We start from the raw sequence: 3053 nt of genomic DNA on the forward strand, positions 1-3053 counted from the left end.
GAGTAGGGGAGTGGGGGAGTGGGGGAGATGATGAAGTAAGTCAAAAAAATTCTACCTTTTTCCTCTATTCTAGAATTCTCCATCTCCTGACTCCTTTGGCAAAAACCCTTACCTTTGCGGAGATACGCTTAGGGCTTCTATAGAACCCCTGAAGGTATTTATTTTTTTATACATGATGGGGGTGCGGAGTGTGGGAAGGTGGGGGCATTTTTCTACCTTTTTCCCCTCTGAGTATTTCTTAATCTCCTGACTTCTGACTCCTGAGGACTGACTCCTGAGCCAAAAACTCGCAACAAAGCCCAAGATACGCTTAGGGCTTCTATAAAGAAGAATGTCTTAACCTTGGTGCCTAGGGCTATAAAATTTTGGTATTGAGTAGACTTGGAGGACAAAGACGGAAAGTAGATAAGGGAGGAAAATCTGACAATGAAAGTTCACTTACAAATATGAAATTGCTCAAAAGAGGATTTTTCCTTTGTATTATCTTCTTTGTCCTCCTGATCAGGTTGTCTTCCTTAGTCCTACCCCTTTCATTAATTGATTGGGATGCCCCCCCTAGAGATTGTTAATTTTGCTCGAAAGTAGTTTCCTGGATACATAAGGATATATGAGTCAAGAAGGCCAACTAAAATATATCTAGATAATCTAGATAATTACGTTAGATATATGGTTAGTAGTATGTATAATTACTTACTCTGAACATCCTAACCTTTGCCACTATCAAAGTAATGAAAATGAAGATCAGAAAACTACTGTTAACGCTATTGACTCTAGCTTTTGTTACTCCTACTGCTCTAATAAGTAGTTGTCAAAACCAGACGACTCAAAATCAGGCCAACCAAGTTCAGACAAATGACAAAACTCCAGGCACTCTTAAGCTCCGTGCTAATGGAGAAGACTTTGTGAGGAAAGGTTTTATTAGTAAAGATGGATGGAAAATAACATTTGACCAACTCTACGTCAACCTAGTTGAAGTTACTGCCTATCAAACAGATCCACCCTACAAAGCTGAAACAGGAGGAAAACCAGAAGCAAAAGAAAAAGTTATTCTTGCTCAAAGCAAAATAGTAGATTTGGCAGAAGGAAATGAAACAGCAGAAACTATTTTAGTGAGTGAAATATCTGCACCTCCGGGTCGCTACAATGCTATCTCTTGGAAAATGCCCAAAGCAACTGAAGGTCCAGCAAAAGGTTATTCTTTATTAATGAGTGGCACAGCTACTAAAGATGGTCAGAGTATACCCTTTACTCTAAAAATTGACCAGGAACTAGAATTTACCTGTGGAGATTTTGTCGGGGATGAGCGTAAAGGTATTCTTCAAGCTGGAAATACTGCTGAATTAGAAGCTACTTTCCATTTTGACCATATTTTTGGTGATAATGGTGCCACTCCAGATGACGAAATTAATACAGGAGCATTAGGTTTTACTCCTCTCGCAGCGATCGCCACAGCAGGAAAAGTTGAGGTGGATATGGCTAAATTAAAAAATCAACTCTCTCCTACTGACTACCAAAAATTTATAGCAATTTTGCCTAGTTTGGGTCATGTGGGGGAAGGTCATTGCCATAGCGTTAATTAATTAATGGATAATTGATAATTACCTCTGGTTGAAACCATCAGATTGAATACAAGGAAATCTCCTAGCACTTTTCTCTTGGTCGATTGGATATGGCGTTTTGCTGGCACAAAGCTATCCTAGGTTATGCTCCGCATTTCCTGACGGAATGCTCCGCAAACATGTCGGCTCAAGCGCCGAAACGCTTTATATGTCGTCCAGCGTTTTCCTACGGAACATGAAAAGGAAGTTGTGGGAAGCAAAGGCTGTCCCGACATGAAAAGCGGAGCGGCTCTGTAAGAACGGGGAGACCAGCTCCTACCGACCCGCTGCCTCTTCCAGAGGAGCTGCGCTAACGCTAAGGCTTTATATTTTGCGAAGCAAAACGCCATCCTATCCTAAGGTCATGCTCCGAAAACGACCGCTTTTTCTCTTGAAATAGAAGGCTTTATACCTTAATTTTTCGGTAAAAATTCAAAAACTATCTAGATTAATAATTTTTGTCTTCTAATTTATCTGACTTTCATCTTATTTTGGTTAGTAATTAATTCAACTATTGCGTAATAGTTTTTAGATTTTAGATAAAGTCGCAAGGGTGGCGATAGTGCTACGCACCGTCGCTAAACCTAAAAAATGGCGGGAGGAAAGTTCCCGGAAGATTTATCCCCTGGTTGAATAACGACACGCGGGTAATAAAGCGGAGTAAAATTCTGCTATACTAGCCATAGCAAGTAAGAACAAGGTTTGTCGCCATGACAAGAGCGCTAGTGCGGTGAAATTCCGGCAGACAGGAGACGGGGACGATGCTTCCTACGACGGCTGTTTGCGCAGCATTCCCTTAGAAAAGCAAGCAGGCAGCTAGAGCAGCGATTTATTGCTCCAACCAGCGTGAGTAAAACCACTCGGAAAGCTACAAAAAAAGTAAGCTCACAGCTAGATTTGGGTCTATGTCGAGGAGTATAGGAGTCTGTTGATAGGCTTGAAGCAAATGTGGATTTATGAGGGGCTGCGTGCGGAATTTACTTCCGTACTTTAAACGCCCCGTCCCATTTGCGGTGGACTAACCACAGAATCCAGGGTGTTTCAACCCCTGGAGATGTCAAATTTCCAGGACTTACGCATTTTTGAGTCTTATATCATGTCCGGTAGCATCGGTATTGCAAGTGAGAAGGTAAGGAAGAAGGAAGAAGGCTTTAGTTATCTAGGAGATAAGGAAGAAGGAAGAAGCAAGAAGAAAAGGAAAAACCTTAAATTAGGTAAATATTTCCCCAACTTTTACACGCTCCGATACCACCGGAGATGATATTAAACACTATGTATCTATAACGTTATAGTTTTTGAAGGCTATATATATAGAAGCCCTAAGCGTATCTCCAGAAAATAGGTCCAAGTCGAGAAGTAATTGATAATTTATGGGTAATAATTGATTGGATTTGGGATGAAAGGAGAGGTCTAATACACCCCATGTCCCCACACTCCCCACGCTCCCCACACTCC

At 41.3% G+C, this 3053-nt stretch carries 1 protein-coding gene; it reads left to right on the top strand.

The features are described 5' to 3' along the window. Positions 1-764: 764 nt before the first annotated feature. Entirely contained in the window at positions 765-1580 is an 816-nt protein-coding gene (locus tag AFK68_RS04090; RefSeq protein ID WP_246843984.1) for a DUF4382 domain-containing protein, read from the top strand. The last annotated feature ends 1473 nt before the right edge of the window (positions 1581-3053 follow it).

This window comes from Hydrocoleum sp. CS-953 (assembly GCF_002260545.1).
Classification (GTDB): Bacteria; Cyanobacteriota; Cyanobacteriia; order Cyanobacteriales; family Microcoleaceae; genus Trichodesmium.